This window comes from Streptomyces sp. NPDC050842, from assembly GCF_044456565.1.
Taxonomy (GTDB): Bacteria; Actinomycetota; Actinomycetes; order Streptomycetales; family Streptomycetaceae; genus Streptomyces.
In genome coordinates this window covers 437892-457679 of sequence record NZ_JBITGA010000006.1, presented here as the reverse complement: position 1 = coordinate 457679, position 19788 = coordinate 437892, and the positions used below count along the sequence as shown (strand labels likewise).

General features: G+C 73.0%; 19 protein-coding genes. 9 read left to right on the top strand and 10 right to left on the bottom strand.

What is annotated here, in order from left to right:
* Positions 1 to 190 precede the first annotated feature (190 nt).
* From asnB to ACIBG6_RS22820, 6 genes are all read left to right on the top strand, one after another.
* The gene (gene asnB, locus ACIBG6_RS22845) at positions 191 to 2005 is read left to right on the top strand and encodes an asparagine synthase (glutamine-hydrolyzing) (RefSeq protein WP_399224375.1); all 1815 of its coding nucleotides are present in this window, start codon (positions 191 to 193) and stop codon (positions 2003 to 2005) included.
* A gap of 58 nt (positions 2006 to 2063) precedes the next feature.
* Positions 2064 to 2927: a hypothetical protein gene (locus ACIBG6_RS22840; RefSeq protein WP_399224374.1), complete on the top strand. Its 864-nt coding sequence runs from the start codon at positions 2064 to 2066 to the stop codon at positions 2925 to 2927.
* A 91-nt stretch (positions 2928 to 3018) separates the two neighbouring features.
* On the top strand, positions 3019 to 3765 hold the full coding sequence (locus ACIBG6_RS22835; RefSeq protein WP_399224373.1) for an SDR family oxidoreductase: 747 nt from the start codon (positions 3019 to 3021) through the stop codon (positions 3763 to 3765).
* Between the two features lie 44 nt (positions 3766 to 3809).
* Positions 3810 to 5375: a class I tRNA ligase family protein gene (locus ACIBG6_RS22830; protein WP_329621953.1), complete on the top strand. Its 1566-nt coding sequence runs from the start codon at positions 3810 to 3812 to the stop codon at positions 5373 to 5375.
* Between the two features lie 139 nt (positions 5376 to 5514).
* A complete protein-coding gene (gene mshA / locus ACIBG6_RS22825) occupies positions 5515 to 6837 on the top strand; it encodes a D-inositol-3-phosphate glycosyltransferase (RefSeq protein WP_399224529.1) in 1323 nt (440 codons plus the stop codon).
* Positions 6838 to 7054: 217 nt separating this feature from the next.
* A complete protein-coding gene (locus tag ACIBG6_RS22820; protein ID WP_399224372.1) occupies positions 7055 to 7300 on the top strand; it encodes a hypothetical protein in 246 nt (81 codons plus the stop codon).
* A gap of 102 nt (positions 7301 to 7402) precedes the next feature.
* Here ACIBG6_RS22820 and ACIBG6_RS22815 read toward each other — a convergent pair whose 3' ends face one another.
* From ACIBG6_RS22815 to ACIBG6_RS22770, 10 genes are all read right to left on the bottom strand, one after another.
* A complete protein-coding gene (locus ACIBG6_RS22815; RefSeq protein WP_399224371.1) occupies positions 7403 to 8443 on the bottom strand; it encodes a LuxR C-terminal-related transcriptional regulator in 1041 nt (346 codons plus the stop codon).
* Positions 8444 to 8677: 234 nt separating this feature from the next.
* On the bottom strand, positions 8678 to 9703 hold the full coding sequence (locus tag ACIBG6_RS22810; RefSeq protein WP_399224370.1) for a LuxR C-terminal-related transcriptional regulator: 1026 nt from the start codon (positions 9701 to 9703) through the stop codon (positions 8678 to 8680).
* 151 nt (positions 9704 to 9854) lie between these two features.
* Positions 9855 to 10286, bottom strand: coding sequence for a Fur family transcriptional regulator (locus ACIBG6_RS22805; RefSeq protein WP_399224369.1), 432 nt, complete (start codon positions 10284 to 10286; stop codon positions 9855 to 9857).
* 125 nt (positions 10287 to 10411) lie between these two features.
* Positions 10412 to 11305, bottom strand: a complete 894-nt coding sequence (locus ACIBG6_RS22800) for an SAM-dependent methyltransferase (RefSeq protein ID WP_399224368.1) — start codon at positions 11303 to 11305, stop codon at positions 10412 to 10414.
* Between the two features lie 190 nt (positions 11306 to 11495).
* The gene (locus tag ACIBG6_RS22795; protein ID WP_399224367.1) at positions 11496 to 11864 is read right to left on the bottom strand and encodes a GNAT family N-acetyltransferase; all 369 of its coding nucleotides are present in this window, start codon (positions 11862 to 11864) and stop codon (positions 11496 to 11498) included.
* Between the two features lie 256 nt (positions 11865 to 12120).
* Complete coding sequence (locus tag ACIBG6_RS22790) at positions 12121 to 13032, bottom strand: M56 family metallopeptidase (RefSeq protein ID WP_399224366.1); 912 nt, start codon at positions 13030 to 13032, stop codon at positions 12121 to 12123.
* The gene (locus ACIBG6_RS22785) at positions 13029 to 13430 is read right to left on the bottom strand and encodes a BlaI/MecI/CopY family transcriptional regulator (RefSeq protein WP_399224365.1); all 402 of its coding nucleotides are present in this window, start codon (positions 13428 to 13430) and stop codon (positions 13029 to 13031) included. Before ACIBG6_RS22785 ends, ACIBG6_RS22790 begins: the two co-directional genes overlap by 4 nt.
* A 313-nt stretch (positions 13431 to 13743) precedes the next feature.
* On the bottom strand, positions 13744 to 14025 hold the full coding sequence (locus ACIBG6_RS22780; RefSeq protein WP_189834861.1) for a metal-sensitive transcriptional regulator: 282 nt from the start codon (positions 14023 to 14025) through the stop codon (positions 13744 to 13746).
* Positions 14026 to 14066: 41 nt separating this feature from the next.
* Complete coding sequence (locus tag ACIBG6_RS22775; protein WP_399224364.1) at positions 14067 to 16334, bottom strand: heavy metal translocating P-type ATPase; 2268 nt, start codon at positions 16332 to 16334, stop codon at positions 14067 to 14069.
* Positions 16335 to 16418: 84 nt separating this feature from the next.
* Entirely contained in the window at positions 16419 to 16706 is a 288-nt protein-coding gene (locus ACIBG6_RS22770; protein WP_399224363.1) for a heavy-metal-associated domain-containing protein, read from the bottom strand.
* A 197-nt stretch (positions 16707 to 16903) separates the two neighbouring features.
* On the opposite strand from ACIBG6_RS22770, the gene ACIBG6_RS22765 reads away from it, so the two are divergent.
* The 3 genes from ACIBG6_RS22765 (at position 16904) to ACIBG6_RS22755 (ending at position 19750) form a co-directional block, all read left to right on the top strand.
* Positions 16904 to 17908: a hypothetical protein gene (locus ACIBG6_RS22765; RefSeq protein WP_399224362.1), complete on the top strand. Its 1005-nt coding sequence runs from the start codon at positions 16904 to 16906 to the stop codon at positions 17906 to 17908.
* 51 nt (positions 17909 to 17959) lie between these two features.
* Positions 17960 to 18658, top strand: coding sequence for a copper homeostasis protein CutC (locus ACIBG6_RS22760; RefSeq protein WP_399224361.1), 699 nt, complete (start codon positions 17960 to 17962; stop codon positions 18656 to 18658).
* 198 nt (positions 18659 to 18856) lie between these two features.
* Positions 18857 to 19750, top strand: a complete 894-nt coding sequence (locus tag ACIBG6_RS22755; RefSeq protein WP_399224360.1) for an aminoglycoside phosphotransferase family protein — start codon at positions 18857 to 18859, stop codon at positions 19748 to 19750.
* The last annotated feature ends 38 nt before the right edge of the window (positions 19751 to 19788 follow it).

Here is a 19788-nt window from a genome sequence, read left to right as displayed (position 1 = left end):
TCATGAGGCAAGCCTGTTGGGGTGGCGGGAGCGCCGCAAGGCCAACCCGTGGCGTGAACTGGACATGGCACTTACGCGCCATTCAAAAACTTGGTAGATTCAAATCATTGGGTGCGACCAGTGTGAGATGGACAGTGACTTCGGACGCGTGACGTCGGAAGCGCGACTTCGGAATACGGAGGCGACCGCCATGTGCAGGATTCTCGGCACCATCGCCGCGGGAGCGGACCGCCCGGACCCCGCCGAGCTCGCGGCGGTCTCGGCCCGCCAGCGCCACGGCGGCCCCGACGAGCACCATGTGCTCAGCGGGCCCGGCTGGTCGCTCGGCTGCGACCGGCTCGCCGTGACCGACCCGTGCGGCGGGCAGCAGCCCTACCGGCTGCCGCACCTCCCCGGCATCCTCGCCGTGCTCAACGGCGAGATCTACAACCACGCCGAACTGCGCCGCGCGCTCGCCGCCCGCGGCCACCGCTTCCCCGACCGCTGCGACGGCACCGTGCTCCCCGCGCTGTACGCCGAGTACGGTCCGGCCTTCGCCGAGCACCTCGACGGCATGTTCGCCGTCGCGATCCTCGACCTGCGCCCCGGCTCGGCCCAACTCGTCCTCGCCGTCGACGACATGGGCATGAAGCCGGTCTACTTCCACCACGATCCGTACGACGGCTCCACCCGCTTCGCCTCCGAGATCCCCGCCCTCCTCGCCTTCGAAGGGGTACGGATCGCCCCGCGCGACGACGCCCTCGACACCGTCCTCGCCACCCGCACCTCCTTCTCCACGCACACCGCGCTCGACGGCGTCAGCGTCCTGCCGCCCGGCGCCACCGCCCTCGTACGCCCGGGATCCGCCCCGGTCGTCCGCCGCCGGGGCCCCCGCCCCGCAACGCCCCCCGGCGATACCCAGGACACTCAGGACGTCCTGCGCCACGAGGTCCGGCGGCTCGCCCACGCCGAGGTGCCCGTCTGCGCGATCACCAGCGGCGGCCTCGACTCGGGCCTCGTCACCGCGCTCGCCGCCGAGCACGCCCGCGAGACCGACGCCCCGCCGCTGCACACCTTCCACCTCACGTACCGGGGCAAGTGGCCGGACTCCGAGGCCGCGTTCGCGCGCTCCGTCGCCCGCCGGGCCCGGACCGTCCACCACGAGGTCTCCGTCGACCCCGACGAGCTCTCCTCCCTCCTCACCCGGACCGTCCGCCACCTCGGCCAGCCCAACGCCGACCCCATCACCCTCTCCACGTACGCGCTCTTCCGCGCCGTCCGCCAGAACGGCTTCACCGTCGCGCTCGCCGGCGACGGCGCCGACGAACTCTTCGGCGGCTACGACCGGATGCGCGCCGCGCTCGCCGCGCCCGGCGGAGCCGACTGGGCCGGCGCGTACGCCGACGCCCTCTCCGCCGCCCCGCGCCTGCTCCGCGAACACCTCTACACCGCCAACTACCGTGCCCACATCGCCGATCAGGGCTCCGCGGCGGACCGCATCGAGCAGGAGCTGCGCTCCGCCGAGGCCGTCGGCGAGGACCGGCTCGCCGCGATGACCGCCTTCGAGACGCGCTGGCGGCTCCCCGCGTACCACCTGCGGCGCGTCGACCACCTCTCCATGGCGTGGGCCGTCGAGGCCCGCATGCCCTTCTGCCAGCCGTCCGTCGTCGCGCACGCCCGCGCCCTGCCGACGGCGGCACGGACGGGCAAGCGGGCGCTGTACGAAGCCGGGTCCGAGCTGCTCCCGGCGGGCGTCCTCCGCCGCCCCAAGCAGCCCTTCACCCTCCCGCTCGCGGCGATGCTCGCCCCCGGCAGCCCGCTCCTCGACACCGTCCGCGAACTGCTCTCCCCGGCCCGCCTCGTCCTCGGCGGCAAGGTACGCGCGGACCGGGTGCAGAAGCTCCTCGCCCGCCAGCTCGAACGCCCCTCGCACCATGACGCCCTGGCCCTCTGGGGCCTCGCCGTCCACGAACTGTGGACGGAGGTCGTACAGGGCATGCGAATCCCGGTGGGCTGTGCGGCCTGAGCGTGCCCGTACCCGGCGGGCGGCCGCGACCGGCGGCCGGGCCCGTCGTCGAGGCGTCGTGCTCGGCACCGTCGTGCGGGCCGAGGACGCGCCCGGGCCCACGCTCGTCCTGCGGCTCGATCAGCTTCCGGTCGGGGCGCTCGCGCTGGGTGGCGAGTTGGCGCGGCTGCGGGGCGCCCTCGCCGGGACGGCGTACGCCGACCTCCACAAGATCGCCCTGTACGGCCCCGGCCGGCGAGGCCTCGACTACCGGTTCGTGCAGGCCCTCCCCGGTGGTGCCTTCGACTTCCGGGCCGGGTGCGGGCACTCCCTCCTCGCCTGCGTCGTCGCCGACGGCCGGCCCGGGCCCGTCACCGTCCGGGCCGTGACCACCGGGGACACCGTCCTCTGCGAGCCGCAGGGCAGCACCGACGCGTACACGCTCAGCTTCCTCAAGGCCCCCACCGCCCCCGGCACCCTCCCCACCGGTCGGCCCGTCGACGTCCTCTGCGGGGTGCCCGTCTCGCTCGTGCGGTACGGCAATCCGTACGTCTTCGTCGACGCCCGCCACCTCCCGGCGGACGCCCTCCACGCACGGCTCCTCGCGCTGCGCGCCGAGGCCGCCCGCATCCTCGGGTATCCGCCCCACTCCGCCCTCCCCAAGATCGCCGCCTTCACCGAGGGCGACGGCCCCGGCGGGCTCTCCGTCCGCGCCCTCACCGTCGGCGGCTGGCACCCCCGGCTCGCCCTCACCGGCGCCGCCGCCCTCGCCGCCGCCGGCGCGCTCGACGGCACCGTCGTCCCCGCGCCGACCGGCCCCGTCCGCACCCCCGGCGGCACCGTCACCGTCTCTGCCGCACCCGACCGCGTCCGCGTCCACCACAAGCGGGCGACGGTCCTCGGCAGGCTCGAACTGCCGTGGCGCATCCACGCAACGGCGTGAACGCGCACCCCTCTCACAGGGCCCACGGTGTCCTTTCTCTGCCACGCTGAAATGGACCGGTAATCGGTATCCGTGGGGAGAGCAGACGCACATGAAATTCGAGAACCTGCGTGTCGTCGTGACCGGAGCGTCCCGCTATTTCGGTCGCGCGCTCGCCGTCGGATTCGCGCATCTCGGCGCCGAGGTCTACGTCTCGGCGCGGACCGTCGAAGCCGCCGAACGCACCCGTACCGAAGTCATGGGCTCGGCCCGCGACCGTATCCACGCCTTCGGCTGCGACCTCAGCAGGCCCGCGGAGATCCGGGAGTTCGCCGCCCGTGTCGGCGAACACACCGACCGCGTCGACCTGTTGGTCAACAACGGTGCGCGCTGGCTCGACGGCATGGACCTGGAGGCCGCCAGCGACCGCGAGATCGTCGAGACGATCGAGTCGACGGCCGGCGGCACGGTCCTCATGGTCAAGCACTTCCTGCCGCTGCTGCGCGGCTCCCTGCGGCCCGACATCGTCAACATGGTCGCCGTCCGCGATGCCGAGGGTGCCTCCGCCGCGACCGCCGGCCACGCCCACGAGGCGTTCTGGGCGGCGAAGAGCGCGCAGGCCGGATTCGCCGACATCCTGTCCCGCCGGCTGCGACCGTCCGGGGTCCGGGTCTTCTCGCTCTTCCCGCCCGACTTCTCGACCTCCGATCCGCGATTCGCGGAATGGGACGGATCGAATCCGGACGGAATAGCACCCGACGAGAAGCTGACCACCCAGGCCCTTTTCGAATGCATCGTCTACGCCGTCGAGCAGCCGCGCGACTGCTTCATCCGTTCCTTCCACTTCGAGCCCCGCTGACCCGCTGAAGCTTCGCACCACAGCGTCAAGGAGGTCCCAGTCCCATGAGCACCCCCGTCTGGATCACCGCGACCCCTCCCGCCACCCACGGCGAACTCCACATCGGCCACCTCGCAGGGCCGTACGTCGCCGCCGACGTCCTCACCCGCTATCTGCGGGCCGAGGGGGAGGCGGTCCGGTTCACCACCGGCACCGCCGACCACGCCAGCTCCGTCGAGGTCCGCGCGCTGCGTCACAACCGCAAGCCCGAGGAGGTCGCGGAGGGCTACCGCGCCGCGATCACCGCCGACTGGCTGCGCTCGGGCGTCGAGTTCGACCACATCGTGCGCCCGCGGCGCGACAAGGGCTACGGACGCTGGGTGCAGGACCTCTTCAGCAGACTGTTCGCGCAAGGGGTCATCGCCCCGCGCACCCGCCTCCTGCCCTACTGCGAGCCGTGCGACCGCTGGCTGTACGGGGCGCACGCCACCGGCAGCTGCCCGCACTGCGGCGCGGACAGCGACGGCGGCATGTGCCACGAGTGCGCCCGCCCCAACGACGGCGGCGACCTCGTCTCGGCGCGCTGCGCGGTCTGCGACACCCCGGCGGTGGCCCGCCGCTGCCGCCGGCTGTACGTGCCCCTGGAGCCGTTCCGGGAGACGCTCGCCGAGTACTGGGCGACGGCCGGGCTCCCGCCCCGGCTCGCCGCCCTGTGCGAGTCGCTCGTCGAGGACGGGCTGCCGGACATCGCCGTCGGCCACCCCGCCGAGTGGGGCCTCCCGGTCCCGGTCGACGGCTTCCCCGAGCACCGGATCGACGGCTGCTTCGAGGCCGCCGCGATGCACCTCTTCGGCTACGACACCAAGGGCCCGCTGCCCCGCCGCGCCATCCACTTCTGCGGCTTCGGACACTCCTTCTGCCACGCGGTGCTCCTGCCGGTCCTGCTCCTCGCGCAGGACATCAAGCTGCCGCAGGACTTCAACGTCAACGAGTCGTACGTCATCGAGGAAGGCGTCCAGGAGGGCAACGTCTGGGCGCTGGACCTCCTCACCGAGTACGGCTCCGACACCCTCCGCCGGCACGTCCTCCAGGCCCGCCCGCTCGGCCGCCGCACCGTCTTCCACCGGGAGCGGCTCGCGGCCGCCCGCCGGGAGCTGGACGAGAGCTGGAACAGCTGGCTCGCGCGGCTCTTCTCCTCCGTACGGGAGGAGTGCGGCGGACTCGCCCCGCAGGCGCTGCCCGGCGGCACCGGCTGGGAGATCCTGGAGCGGCGGCTCCACCGGGGCGTGGACGACCTGCGCGAGGCGTACGGCCCCGACGCCTTCGACCCGCGCCGGGCGGTCGCCGTCCTCGACGAGATGGTCCGCTCGGTGGCCGACTTCGGCCACGTCAACGCCCACGAGCGGTGCCGGCCCAGCACCTCCTGCCGTCATCTCCCGGCGCTCGCAGCCCAGTTGGCGGTGGCGTCGGCGCTCTCCGCGTGGGCGCGACCGGTGATGCCGGAGGGCGCGGCCCGGCTCGCGGCGGCGCTCCAGGTGGAGCCGGGGCGGCCGGTCGACTGGCACGCCCTCATGGGCCCCCTCCCGGGGACCCGGCTCGCACCGCCCTCGGGCCCGGTCTTCGGGTTCTGACCTCCTCGACTACTAAGCAACTAAGTATTTACGTATCTCCGAGTACCCCAGTCCCTGCCGCGTGACCGTGCGCGCGAGCGACGCGCAGGGACACGTGGCCCCCACTCCACAGGAGCCCCACGTGTCCCTGCGCGTCGCCATGCTCAGCGTCCACACCTCCCCGCTCCACCAGCCCGGGACGGGGGACGCCGGCGGAATGAACGTCTACATGGTCGAACTCTCCCGCGCCCTCGCCGAACAGGGCGTGGAGGTCGACCTGTTCACCCGCTGCCGGGGCGAGGGCCTGCCCCCGCTCGTCGAGCTCGCCCCGGGCGTCCGGGTCCGCCATCTGCACGCCGGGCCGCGCGGCCCGCTGCCCAAGGAGGCCATGCCGGACCTCGTCGTGCCCTTCTCGCTGGCCCTGCTGAAGGAGGACCGGCGCTACGACCTGGTCCACTCCCACTACTGGCTCTCCGGCCAGGCGGGCCGGATCGCCTCCGTCGGCTGGCGGATCCCGCTCGTGCACACCGCCCACACCCTGGCCCGGGTGAAGAACGCCTCGCTCGCCGAGGGCGACACCCCCGAGCCCGAGCTCCGCGTCCGCGGTGAGCTCCAGGTCGTCGGCTCCGCCGACCGGTTGATCGCCAACACCACCGACGAGGCGGACGCGCTGCGCGCGCTCTACGGGGCGGCGGGCGAGCGGACCGAGGTCGTACGGCCCGGGGTCGACCTGCGGACCTTCCGCCCCGCCGGGGGTACCTCCCAGGCCGAAGGCTCCGGGGGAGGCAAGGCGGCGGCCCGGGCCCGGCTCGGGCTCCCCGCCGACGCGTTCGTCCCGCTCTACGCCGGCCGCATCCAGCCCCTGAAGGGCCCGGACGTGCTCGTACGGGCCGTCGCCGAGCTGTTGCACCTGGAGCCCGGGCTGCGCCGGCGGCTCCTGGTGCCGGTGGTGGGCGGCCACTCGGGCGCGACCCGCGAGGGGACGGCCTGGAAACTGGCGGGGGAGCTGGGCGTCACCGACGTGCTGCGGGCCTTCCCTCCCGTACCGCAGTCACGCCTGGCGGACTGGTACCGGGCGGCGGACGTGCTGGTGGTGCCCTCGCGCAGCGAGTCGTTCGGTCTGGTGGCCCTGGAGGCGCAGGCCTGCGGGACCCCGGTGCTCGCGGCGGCGGTCGGCGGACTGCCGACGGCGGTGTGGGACGGGGTGACGGGGCTTCTGGTGCACGGCCACGACCCGGTGGAGTACGCGCGGCGGCTGCGGTGGCTCGCCGCGCACCCGGAGGCGGTGGAGACGATGGGCGAGGCGGCGGTCCGCCATGCGCGCGGGATGAGCTGGCGCGCGTCCGCCACCCGGACCGTCGAGGTGTACCGCGGGGCGCTGGCGGAGGGGCGTGGACAGGGGTCGGGGCAGGGGCGGCGGCACGCCCCTGCCCCGGCGGCCTCTCTCTCCTGGAGGAACGAGAAGGCCGTAGCTCAAGTCTAGCATCTCTTTTGGTTCGACCAAAGATATGGAAGGCTCCGGATCCTTCAATTCCGTTGTGGCGCGGGCGTATTGACGCATCCACGCCATGGCGGGTCCACGCACAGAGAATCCCTGGATCGGATTCCGGGGCGGGGACAGAATGGAGATGTCTTCAGGGAACGCCCGGCGGCACGGGCCCCCGGAAGGCGGAATTCACATTCCAACTCCTGGAGGAATCATGTCTGCTGAGCACGCCACGGGGATGCGCAAGACCGTCCGTCAGTTCGCCCTCGCCGCGGCCGCGTGTCTCGCCGTCGCCGGCGGCGCGGCCCTGGCGACGGCCCCGAGCGGGGTCTCGGCCCCCCAGCACGTGATGGCCGAAGGGGCGGCCGGCGAGACCACCGCGACCCCGACCCCCACGCCGTCCCCGTCCAACGGAAACGAGTGGGACAAGGTCTCCCCGGCGCCGATACCTGCCAATTGAGCGTCCGGGGAATGCGAAAAGGCTCCGCGACTGCCCTGGAAAGGGCGAGCGCGGAGCCTCTTCGCATTCCCCGGCGAGCTTTCTCGGACTTCTCGGACTTCCTCAGTCCACCCAGCCCAGCCGATGGGCCCGCACCCCGGCCTCGAACCGGCTCGTCGCGCCCATCTCCTGCATCAGCTCGGAGAGCATGCGGCTCACCGTCCGCAGCGACACCCCGAGTCCGCGTGCGATCTTCTCGTCCTTCATCCCGGAGGCAAGCATGCTCAGTGCCGCCCGCTGCTGCTCCGACAGCCCGTCGCCGCCCTGATCCGGCGCGAATCCGTCCCCGTACGGCAGGGCGGTGTGCCAGCAGTGCTCGTACAGCGCGAGGTACGAGCGGACGAGGGCTGGGCCCCTGGCCAGTACCGCCCCCGCCGCCGGTTCGGCCGGATCGACCGGCACGACCGCGAACTGCGCGTCCGCGATGATCAGCGGCATGGGCACGGCCGACGCGATCCGTACCTCCACCCCCGCCTCGACCCGGCGCCGCAGATGCTCCGCCACCTCGGGCGAGGCGCAGGCCTGCTCGCTGTACATGGCGCGGACGCGTACCCCGTTGTCGAGCTGCCGCCGGTCCCGGCTCAGCACCCGATCGCCCACCTCGCGCTTCAGTGACGTCAGATGCATCGACGCCAGGCTGTGCTGGATGACGTCCGTGATGTCCTCAAGGACCTGCTGGATCCGCCGGTAGTCGCTGAGCAGTTCCACATCGGCGTCCGAGCGCGTGAGGGAACCGGCCCGCAGGAACGCCCCCGCCAGGGTCTCCAGGGTGCTGTACGCGCGGTCAGCCTCGTCGAGATGCTCGCGCAGCTGCTCCCGCTCCCGGTGCAGCAGCCGGAGCAGCGCGATCTCCGGGTCGATCACCGCGACCGTGTCGCCGTCCTGCTGCCCGCCGCCCTGCCGTCCGTCGCCCTCGCGCGCCTGCGGTTCCGTCCGCGGTTCCGTACGAGCGCCGTGCTGGGCCTGGTTGGTCGGCACGATGAGTCCGAGGTCCGTCAGTTCGCTCCGACATCGCTCGTACTCCTCGGACGAGAGGCGGAGTTCGGAGGCCACCTCGCCGAGGCTGGACACTCCGCGCCTGCGCAGTTCCTGATAAAGGGTCACCACAGCATCGGGTGAGCCGTCCGAGCGCCCGGTTCCGTTCCCCGTACTCGAACCCGTCCCCGGACCCGTGATGCCGCCGGTGGTGATCAAGGCGAAGTGACCCCCTGTTCCCTCGAGTCGCGCCGCCGTCACCCTGTCACACGGCTGGGCGGCCGTCCGTCATACCGATCCGACCGGTCCGACCGATCAGGCATCCATCGTGCGTCATCCGAACTCCCCGGTGGTATCCCGCTCTTACACCCCGCGCTCGGCCCCCTCGCCGTCGAGCAGTCCGAGCCGGGACGCCTTCACGCCCGCCTCGAAGCGGCTCGCCGCGCCCAGCTCCTGCATCACCTCGGAGAGCAGCCGGCTGACCGTCCGCAGCGAGACCCCCAGATTCTTGGCGATCTGCTCGTCCTTGATGCCGGAGGCGAGCATGAGCAGCGCCGCCCGCTGCTGCTCGGAGAGCCCGTCGCCGCCCTTCTCCGCGGCCTCCTCCTCGCCGTACGGGGCGGCGGCCGTCCAGCAGTACTCGTACAGGGCGAGGTACGAGCGGACGAGGCCGGGGCCGCGGGCGAGGATCGCGGCGGAGGACAGGTCGTGCGGATCGGTCGGCAGGAGCGCGAAGTTCTCGTCGGCGAGGACCATGTTCATCGGGACGACGGAGGCGAACCGGACCTCCACGCCCAGCGCGGCCCGCTCTTCCAGGTGCTGCGCCATCTCCGGCACCGAGGCGGCCCGCCGGCTGTACATGGCCCGGATCCGGACCCCTCGCTCGGCCCACAGGCGGTCCTGGGCCAGCTCGTCCGGCAGCTCCTCGCGGCGGACGGAGCCGGTGTGCATGAAGTGCGCGGCCGTCCGGACGGAGTCCGTCAGGTCCGCGAGGCTCCGCCGTATGCGGTGGGGATCGTCGACGATCTCGACCTCGATCTCCCCGCGCGGCGTGGCCCCGGCCCGCAGAAACGGTCCGGCGAGGGCTTCGAGGGCGGTGTGCGCGCGGCTGGTGGCGGCGAGGCGCTCCCGGAGCCGGTCGCGCTCCCGGCGCAGCAGGCGCAACAGGGCGACGTCGGGGTCGACGACGGCGTCGGCGCTCGTGTCGTGAGAGGGTGCGGTCAGTCCTAAGGAGACGAGTTCGTCACGACATCGCACCCGCTCCTCGGCGGAGAGCTCCAGCCGGTCCGCGACCTCGTCGAAGGCCGTCCCCGGACGGGCGCGGAGTTGCTGGTAGACGGCGAGAGCCTGTTCGCTGCCCGTACGGGCCACGGCGGCGTTTCTGGACACGGCGCAGCAGACTCCCCTCGGACCCCCATGGATCCTGATGAATCGCCCCGCTAGACCCTGCCACACATTCGAACGCCGCGCACGGAGTTCACCGCAGCTCAGGACGGTTCGCGACGGCCTGGCGGGGGCCTGGCGGGGGGCTCGGGACCGCTCAGGCGGCGGGGGTGTTCGCCCGGCAGTCGGGGCACAGGCCCTTGAACACGATCTCGGCGTCCTCGACCGTCCACTCCGGCAGCGCGCCCCGGGGCGGCTTCGGCGCGGCCGTGTCGACGTTCTCCACGCGGCCGCAGACGACGCACAGCGCGTGCTGGTGCGCCGGGCCGGAGATCTCGAACACGGCGGGCAGGCCGGGGCGGTCGAACTTGCTGACCAGGCCGGTCTCCTGGAAGTGCCGCAGCATCTCGTACACGGCCTGGCTGGTCAGCGTGCCGAGCCGCTCGCGCGCGGTCGTGGTGATCGCCTCGACGTCGAGATGGCCGCCGGCGGCGAGCACCGTGAGCACCTCGAGGCGCGGGCCCGTGACCCGCAGCCCGACGTCGCGCAGGCGCTGGATCACCGCCTCGCGGCCCGTCAGCTCTTCCACGACTGCCATCTTCTCCGCCCGCTACCTGGTCGGCTCAAACGTTTGTGGGCATCGTACCTCTTGCTCGTCAACCTCGTCAGGCGTCCGGCCCGGTCGCCTCCCCTGTCCGCGTCCGGTCGTCCGTCTCAGTCGTCCGTCCTGCACACCAGCAGGACGCTCTCGGTCCGGTCGTCGATCCGGTGGCGTCGCCGGCCCTCGATGTGCAGGCCGGCCGAGTGCAGTTCGGCCGCGAGCCGCTCGGGATCCACGATCCACTTGTCGGTGGTCAGCACGACCCGCTCGGTGGAGAGCTTGCCGGTGCGGGCCGTGTAGTACGTGATCCGCTCGCTCATCGACGGCAGGTCGAAGACCTGCCGCGCCACCACCCACTCGTCGATCCCGTCGAAGCGCGGCACCTGGAACGCCCAGGTCCTGCGCGGCTCCGCGATGAGACCGGGCAGCTGGTGCGCGGTGTAGTCGAGGGCGAGCGCCCCGCCCGTCTCCAGGTGGGAGGCGACCTCGCGCAGCAGCTCCGGCCGGTGCGCGGGCGGGACGGCCGTGACCATCGCGCCCGCGAGCATCGCCAGCCGGTAACTCCCTTCGAGCCGCAGGTCGGTGAGGTCGGCCCGGTGGGTGACGACGAGCCCGGCGACCTGCGGGCCGATCCGGCGGGCCCAGCCTTCGAGGCGCTCCAAGGCCGAGGCGTCCCGGTCGACGGCTTCCACGGCGAAGCCGTGCCGGGCGAACGGGACGGCGAGCCGCCCGGCGCCGGAGCCGAGGTCCAGAACGGGTCCGCCGGTGGAGCGGGCGAGGCTGAGGTACCGGACGATGTCCGCGCTGTGCGGGCCGAGCAGGGCGTCGTGCAGCCAGACCGAGCCCTCGTCGGCGGGAGAGACCGATTCGAGTCCGGGCAGCGTGTCGGACTCGATCCGGATGCCTGCCCCAGGGGCGGGCTCCCGCTCCCGGTCGTATCGGGACGGCAGGACCGGGGCGAGCGCTGCGGGCACGACGGGCAGGGAAATGCCGCTCGGTGTGTGCATCGCTCCTCCAGGGGCTCGCTCGGTCCATGCCGTCCGGACGAGGTACCCGTGCCGCCGGGACCGCGCCGCTGGACCCATCCTGACCTGGCGGGGGAGCGCCGATCCACCGGATCGGGCTGCGTGAACACGCGATGGCGTGGATCTGCCACGACCGCCGGTTCGACAGTCGTACGGGCCTGCGCCGGGGGCGTCAGACCTTGCGGCTCCAGCGTGTGGGGCCGAGGGGGGCGAAGCCCTGGTGCGTGTAGAAGGGGAGTGCCGGGTCCGTCTCCGCCGGGAGTTCGACCCGCTGGTCGTGGGCGCCGTAGCTCCGCATCCGGTCCGTGGCCGCCGACAGCAGGGCCGTACCCACTCCTCGGCGGCGGGAGCCGTCCGCGACGGCCAGCGCGTACACCTCGCCCTCGCCCGGCACCGGGACCCCGCCCGCGGCGACGCCGACGACGGCGCCCTCGGGGTCGGTCGCGACGAGCCAGCCGAGCCAGCCGGGCGCGCCCCCCGGAATTTCAATTTCCGCGCGTATGCGGGGGAGCGCGCATTGCTCCGAGATCAGCCGCCGCATCGGGATTTCGGCCAGTATTCCGGCGTAGCTGCTCCGAATGACGTCCGCGAGCAGCCTGGATATCGTCGTCGCATCGCCGGCCGCGGCCGTTCGAACGCCAGCCAGCTGCATAGGTTTCGTACCCTTCGACGTGCCGAGCCAGAGCCCCAACGTACCCACAATAGCGGTGAATTAAGTTGCCCGTGACCGATGCGAAATCTACGAATTCGCTTAGTAAATAGCGGTGTTCGGGAGGTCGGACGGTGAAGCGAGTAAATTAGCCGGGGAAGGAACAGCAGGCGATGATCAGCGGGGCCATCGCGAGCCCCGCCGACGAGATCGTGAACAGTCCGCGCAGGACGGGGTGTCCCGCGCTGTACGGGGTGAGGATGCGCCGCATCCGCACCGCCGCCGAAGGGCCGCCCGCCGCGAAGGCGGACCGCGGCGCCCGCCCCGAGGCCAGCGCGTACAGCGCCGTCGCGAGCGCGTCGCGCGTGCATCGCCGCAACGCCCGGTCGTCCGCGGCCATTTCGAGCAGCAGCGGTACGGACGTCCCGCCGTACCGCGCGAGCGGAAGGCGCGGGAAGACGGCCGCGAAGGCCTCCGTCGCCGCGACGAGGAGATGGTGCCGCCCCGCGATGTGCGCCCGCTCGTGCGCGAGGGCCGCCGCGAGCTGCGCGGACGTCAGCGTGTGCACCGCTCCGGAGGAGACGACGACGCGGCGCGAGCGGCCGGGCAGGCAGTAGACCGCGGGCCGGTCGTCGTCGAGGACGGTGGCCCGCAGATCGGGGTCGTACCGTCCGACGAGCCGCAGCACCCCCGCGTGCCGCACCCGCACCCGGCGGGCCCGCGCCAGTCTCCGGACGAAGGCGGTGCAGGGGAGCGAGAGGACGCCGAGGGCGATCGCGAGGGCGAGCTGCTCGCGGCCGTCGAGGGCGAACAGCTGGGCGGGGGTGGGGAGTCGGAGCGTGAGCAGCATGTCGGTGAGGCGGTGGCTGCTCTCTCCGGACAGGACCATCTGGGCGGGCAGCAGGGCGCTCGCCGTGGTGAAGACCGCGCCGCACGCGGCCCACACGGCGAGCGCGAGGCGGGGCACCTGCTGGGCCCAGCGGGCCCGGACGACGAGCCAGGGCACGAGGAGGCCGGTGAGCAGGACGAGCCCGAGCGGGACGAGGGCGTGGTGGTTCACGCGCCACCGCCCGCGGAGGCGCCGCCGGCTCCCCCCGCCGGGCCGCCCCTGGCCGCGCGGAGCGCCGCGTCCAGGGCGGCCATGTCCTCGTCCGAGATGACCTCGACGAACCGCAGGAGGGCGGCCGGCCGGTCCTGGCTGTCGCCGAGGGCGTCCCGCATCAGGCCCGCGGTGTACTCCTCGCGGCTGCGGACGGGCTCGTACAGCCAGGCCCGGCCCGCCTTCTCGCGGCGGAGCCAGCCCTTGCGGTGCAGGATGTCCGCCACCGTCATGACGGTCGTGTAGGCGACCCGGCGTCCCCGATTGATGTCGTCGACGATCTCGCGGACCGTGGCGGGCCGCTGCCAGGCCCACAGCCGGTCCATGATCTCGGCCTCCAGCTCTCCCAGCCGGCGCACGTGGATCCCCTTCCCCCTGGGCGGCTCATCGTACGGGCCGCGTCACTCGCTCAGGTATACCCCCCAGGGGTACGATGGCGGGATGTCGTCCCCGCTGAGCACCCCCCTGAGCACCTCCCTGAGTGCCCTCATGAGGAACCGCCCCTGCGTGAAGCTCTGCGGCCCCGGTCTTCCCGGTTCGGCGGAGCTGGTGCTCCTCCGGCAGGTGCTCGGGCTGTGTCTTCGCCTGAGCATCAGGCTTTCCGCTGAGTGCCCTTCACACAAGGGCGGTTGATACCGCTTCGGTATTCCGAACGCCGTCCGCGCTACTTCGTCAGGTCCGGATGAGCCGGGCGATGGCCTTCGACGCCTCGCCCACCTTCTCCTTCGCCTGGTCCCCGCCCTGGGCGATGGCCTCCGTGACGCAGCAGCTGAGGTGCTCGTCCAGGAGGGCCACCGCGCAGGACTGGAGGGCCGCGTTGATGGCGGAGACCTGGGTGAGGACGTCGATGCAGTACACGTCCTCGTCGACCATCCGCTGCACCCCCCTCACCTGGCCCTCGATGCGCCGCAGGCGTCTGATGATGTCTTCCTTGTGCTGTCCGTAACCGGCCACGGCGGTCTCCCCGTCACATCGCTCGCTTCTGGGTGATCAGGTCACTTGTCCGCGGCCTGGAAGCCGCGCAGGCGCAGGCTGTTGCCGACGACGAAGACCGAGGAGAAGGCCATCGCGGCCCCCGCGATCATCGGATTGAGCAGTCCGGCCGCGGCGAGCGGCAGGGCGGCCACGTTGTAGGCGAAGGCCCAGAAGAGGTTCGAGCGGATCGTGCCGAGCGTCTTGCGGGAGAGCCGGATCGCGTCGGCCGCGGCCCGCAGGTCGCCCCGTACGAGGGTCAGGTCGCCGGCCTCGATGGCGGCGTCCGTGCCGGTGCCCATCGCCAGGCCCAGGTCGGCCTGGGCGAGCGCGGCGGCGTCGTTCACGCCGTCGCCGACCATGGCGACCGAACGGCCCTCCGCCTGGAGCTTCTTGACGACGTCGACCTTGTCCTGCGGCATGACCTCCGCGATGACCTCGTCGATGCCGACCTCGGCGGCGACGGCCTCGGCCACCGCCTTGTTGTCGCCGGTGAGCAGGATCGGGGTGAGGCCGAGGGCGCGCAGCCGCCGGATGGCCTCGGGGCTGGTCTCCTTGACGGCGTCGGCGACCTCCAGGACCGCGCGGGCCTCGCCGTCCCAGGCCACGGCAATCGCGGTCTTGCCGGCCTTCTCGGCGGTGTCCTTGGCGGTCTTGAGGTCCGCCGGGAGGGCCATGGCCCACTCTTCGAGGAGCTTCTCGCGGCCGACGAGGACGGCGTGTCCTTCGACGATGCCCTGGACGCCGAGACCGGGGATGTTGGCGAAGTCCTCGGGGGTGGGCAGGGTGCCGACCTTGGCGGCCGCGCCGGTGGCGACGGCCTGGGCGATGGGGTGCTCGGAGGAGTGCTCCAGGGCGCCCGCGAGCCGCAGGACGTCCTTGTCGTCGACGCCCTCGGCGGCGTGGACCTTGATGAGGGTCATGCGGCCGGTGGTGACGGTGCCGGTCTTGTCGAGGACGATCGTGTCGACCTTGCGGGTGGTCTCCAGGACCTCGGGGCCCTTGATCAGGATGCCGAGCTGGGCGCCGCGGCCGGTGCCGACCATGAGGGCGGTCGGGGTGGCCAGGCCGAGGGCGCAGGGGCAGGCGATGATCAGGACGGCGACGGCGGCGGTGAACGCGGCGGTCAGGCCCTGCCCCGTACCCAGCCAGAAGCCGAGGGTGCCGAGCGCGAGCGCGATGACGATCGGGACGAAGACGGCCGAGATGCGGTCGGCGAGGCGCTGGGCGGCGGCCTTGCCGTTCTGCGCGTCCTCGACGAGCTTGGCCATGCGGGCGAGCTGGGTGTCGGAGCCGACGCGGGTGGCCTCGACGACGAGCCGGCCGCCGGCGTTCAGGGTGGCGCCGGTGACGGAGTCGCCGACGGAGACCTCGACCGGCACGGACTCGCCGGTGAGCATGGAGGCGTCCACGGCGGACGAACCCTCGACGACGGTGCCGTCGGTGGCGATCTTCTCGCCCGGGCGGACCAGGAAGCGGTCGCCGACCTGGAGTTCGGCGGTCGGTACGGTGACCTCCTGGCCGCCGCGCAGGACGGTGACCTCCTTGGCGCCCAGCTGCATCAGCGCCTTGAGCGCGGCGCCCGCCTTGCGCTTCGACCGGGCCTCGAAGTACCGGCCGGCGAGGATGAAGGCGGTGACGCCGGCGGCGGCCTCCAGGTAGATGTTCCCGGCGCCGTCGGTACGGGCGATGGTGAACTCGAAGGGGTGCGTCATCCCCGGCGTACCGGCGGTCCCGAAGAACAGCGCCCACAGCGACCAGAGGAACGCGGCGATCGTGCCGACCGAGATCAGGGTGTCCATGGTGGCCGCGCCGTGCCGGGCGTTGGTCCAGGCGGCGCGGTGGAAGGGCCATGCGGCGTAGACGACGACCGGCGCGGCGAGCGTGAGGCTCAGCCACTGCCAGTACTCGATCTGGAGCGCCGGGATCATCGCCATCGCGATGACGGGCACGGCGAGCGCGACGGCGGTGATCAGCCGCTGCTTGAGGGGCCGCAGCTCCTCGTCGGCCTTCTCCTCGTCGGAGGGCCCCTCGGGGGCGCCGGGCGTCTCGCTCTTCGGCGGCGCGGGCTCGGCGGCGGTGTAGCCGGTGGCCTCGACGGTCGCGATCAGGGCGGCGACGTCGATGTCGGCGTCGAAGGTGACCTTGGCCTTCTCGGTGGCGTAGTTGACGGTGGCCTCGACCCCGTCCATGCGGTTGAGCTTCTTCTCGATACGGGCCGCGCACGAGGCGCAGGTCATGCCGCCGATGGCGAGCTCGACCTGGGCGGTGCCCGGAGTGGTCGTGGTCATCAGATCTGCTCCTCGTGAGTACGGAGGCGGGGGCCGGGACCCGGGCGTGGGTGGGCGGGTCCCGGCGGCCGGGGGTCTTGCGGCTCAGGCGCGGCCGGTCAGCTCGTAGCCCGCGTCGTCGACGGCGGCGGCGATCGCGGCGTCGTCCGGCTCGCCGCCGGTGGTGACGGTCACCAGGCCGCCGTTGACGTCGACGTCGACGGTGATGACGCCGTCCAGCGCGCTGACGGACTTGGTGATCGCGGTCCGGCAGTGGCCGCACGTCATGCCGGAGACGGCGTAGACGGTCGCGGTGCTCTCGGCGACCGCGACGGCGGCCGTGTCGGTGGTGCTGGTCGAGCAGCTGTTGTCAGGGGTGCAGCAGGAGCCCATGGCTTCTCCTCGGTCGGTTCTCCGGGACCGAGATACCCTCGGGGGGTATCTGGTTGTGAGTCCATGTATACCCCCCACCCGTATCCGACGCAAGCGGATCCCCGACTTGACTTGATACCCCCCAGGGGTATGGTGAAGTGCATCGAACGGTTACCGCGCCACCCCGCGCACCCACCCCACGTATCGGGAGAGCAGCCATGAACACCGGTGTGAAGATCACTGCCTATGCCGCCGCGCTCGCCGCGACCTTCGGGGCCGCGTACGGGGTCGGCGCGGGCGTCGGCCCCGTCGAGGAGCCGAAGAAGGCCGAGCACGGCGACCACGCCGCCGCACCGACTCCGACCAGGAGCGCGGCCGCCGGCGACGGCCATGCCGGCCACGAGGAGGGCACGGCCACGGACACGCCCGCCGCCGCGAACCTCCCCGGCGGACTCCAGGTCTCCGACGGCGGCTACACCCTCGCCCTGGAGACGCCGACCCCCGCCACCGGCAAGAGCGTCCTGAAGTTCTCGATCAAGGACGCCGCCGGGAGGAAGGTCACCGCCTTCACCACCGAGCACGGCAAGGAACTGCACTTCATCGTCGCCTCGCGCGACCTCGGCACCTTCCGCCACCTGCACCCGGTGAAGGCCGCGGACGGCACCTGGACGACCCCCGTCGACCTGCCCGCCGCCGGCGCCTACAAGGCCTTCGCCGACTTCAAGCCCGCCGCCCCCGGCGCCAAGGGCATCACGCTCGGCGCCGACCTCTCCGTACCGGGCGCGTACGCCCCGAAGCCCATGCCGGCCGTCGCCCCGACCGCGAACGTCGACGGCTACCAGGTCCGCCTCGGCGGCACCCTCGACCCGGGCAAGGCCGGCGAGCTCAAGCTCACCGTCACCAAGGCCGGCAAGCCCGTCACCGACCTGGAGCCCTACCTCGGCGCGTACGGACACCTCGTCGCCCTCCGCGACGGCGACCTCGCCTACCTCCACGTGCACCCGAACGAGGGGGGTCCCGGCCCGGACGTCTCCTTCACCGCGACGGCGCCCAGCGCGGGGACGTACCGTCTGTTCCTCGACTTCCAGCACGAGGGCAAGGTCCGGACGGCCGCCTTCACCGTCACGGCGGGGGCCGGGAAGGCCACGGACCCGGCGCCCGAGGCCACCGTTCCCGCAGCCGGTGAGACCACGGGCGATGCGGGAGGCCACACGCACGGCTAGTCTGGTCATTGGACTAGACCTGTAGCCGTCATTCATGGAGGAATGGGCTCGATGAGCAACCGTGCTGTCCTTGAGGTGATCGCCCTCGACGAGGAAGACGCGGTCGCTGCCCAGACCGGTGGTGCCGACCGGCTCGAACTCGTCACCGACATGGCGGCGGACGGGCTCACCCCGTCACGGACCGGCTTCGCCGCCATCCGCGCCGCCGTCGACATCCCGCTGCGCGTGATGCTCCGGCTCACCGACGGATTCTCGGCCGGCGGCCCCGCGGGCATCGACGCCCTCGTGGCCCGCGCCACCGAGCTCCGCGAGGCGGGCGCCGACGAGTTCGTCCTCGGCTTCCTCACCGCCGACGGCGAACCGGACCTGGTCGCCGTCGAACGGCTCATCGCCGTCCTCGACGGCGCCCGCTGGACCTTCCACCGGGCCATCGACCGCACGAACGACCGCGACGGGCTGCGCAAGCGGCTCGCCGACCTGCCGGGCCTCGACACCTACCTCACGGCGGGCTCCGCCACCGGCGTCGACGACGGCCTCGCCACCCTCAAGGCCGAAGCCGCCCGCGCGGGCGAACCGGGCTACGAGGCCCGGATCCTCGTCGGCGGCGGCCTGCGCCTCGACCACCTCCCCGAGCTGCGCGCGGCCGGCCTCGACGCCTTCCACATCGGCGGCGCGGCCCGCCCCCAGGGCTGGGCCGCCCCCGTCTCGGCGGACGCGGTACGGGCCTGGCGCGAGGCGGTCGACGCGTAACGACGGGCGTCGACGCGTAACGACGGGCCTCGGCCTCGGGCGGTCACCGTCCGAGGCGGTCCACGCGATCCGGGCCGGGGGAGGCCGGCCGGCGCCTCGCGGACTTCTGCCGCCGCCGTCGACGACGGCCCGCGTGCGGCGCTGGGCGGAGCGGAAAACCCGTGGTGGTCAGGGTGAACGACCACTAGCGTCGCCGCCATGCCCTCCCTCAAGTCCCCCTCCCCGATCGACACCGCCCTCGTCGAACGCCTCATCGCCGCACAGTTCCCCGAGTGGGCGGGACTTCCCGTGCGGGAGGTGGACTCCGCCGGTACGGACAACGCGATGTTCCGGCTCGGGGACGAATTCGCCGTACGGCTCCCGAAGGCCGACTGGGCGGCCGGGCAGGCCGCGAAGGAACAGCGCTGGCTCCCGCACCTGGCCCCGCACCTGCCGCTGCCCGTCCCCGTCCCCGTCGGCCACGGCGTACCGGCGGAGGGCTTCGACCGCGCCTGGTCCGTGTTCGGATGGCTCGACGGCGCCGACACCTTCACCGCACCGCTCACCGACCTCGCCCACGCCGCCGTGGAGTTGGGCCGCTTCGGCGCCGCCCTCCGCGCGGTCGACGCGACCGGCGGCCCGGCGTCCTCCCGGGGCGGCCCGGTCACCGCCTGGGAGGACGGCAACATGCCGGGCGCGATCCGCGCCCTCGGCGCCGACGGAACGGTCGACGCGAAGCTCGCGACGGCGGCGTGGGAGGAGGTGCTCCGGCTCCCGCAGTGGCAGGGCGCACCCGTCTGGATCCACGGCGACCTGCTCCCCGGCAACCTCCTCGGCCGCGACGGCCGCATCAGCGCCGTCATCGACTTCGGCGGCCTGGGCGTCGGCGACCCGGCCTGCGACACGATGCCCGCCTGGACGCTCCTCACCGCCGAGACCCGCCCCCTCTTCCGCGAGGCCGCCCAGGTCGACGACGCCACCTGGGACCGCGGCCGTGGCTGGGCCCTGTGCTGGGGCCTGGTGACCGAGGCCTACTACCGCGTCACGAACCCGGTCCTGGCCGCCGTCGCCCACCGGACCTGGTCGGAGGCCCTGCCCGAATTCGCCGCCTGATCCCGTGCGCCCTTCGCGGGGGCGCCCCGGAACGCTGT